Origin of the sequence: Pseudoalteromonas sp. 19-MNA-CIBAN-0066 (assembly GCF_040308705.1) — a bacterium.
GTDB lineage: Bacteria > Pseudomonadota > Gammaproteobacteria > Enterobacterales > Alteromonadaceae > Pseudoalteromonas > Pseudoalteromonas nigrifaciens.
In genome coordinates, this window is sequence record NZ_JBEONZ010000434.1 from 1 (window position 1) to 235 (window position 235).

The following is a 235-nucleotide window of genomic DNA, read 5'->3' on the forward strand; positions in this document are numbered from 1 at the left end:
TATTTGGTTAGACCCAGCAAAGTTACAAAATTATAAGCTTACACCTGCTGATATTAGTGCATCAATTAGTGCGCAAAATGCACAAGTATCTGCCGGTCAACTTGGCGGTATGCCTGCCGTTGATGGTCAACAACTTAATGCAACAGTAACGGCGCAAAGTCGATTACAAACGCCAGAGCAATTTAAACAAATATTAGTTAAAACCAATCCAGATGGCTCTTTTGTACGCCTAGAG

General features: G+C 40.9%; 1 protein-coding gene. It reads left to right on the plus strand.

Features of this window, described 5'->3' with window-relative positions:
• On the plus strand, nucleotides 1-235 hold a 235-nt coding region (locus tag AAEZ18_RS19720), incomplete at both ends, for an efflux RND transporter permease subunit (RefSeq protein ID WP_352256149.1).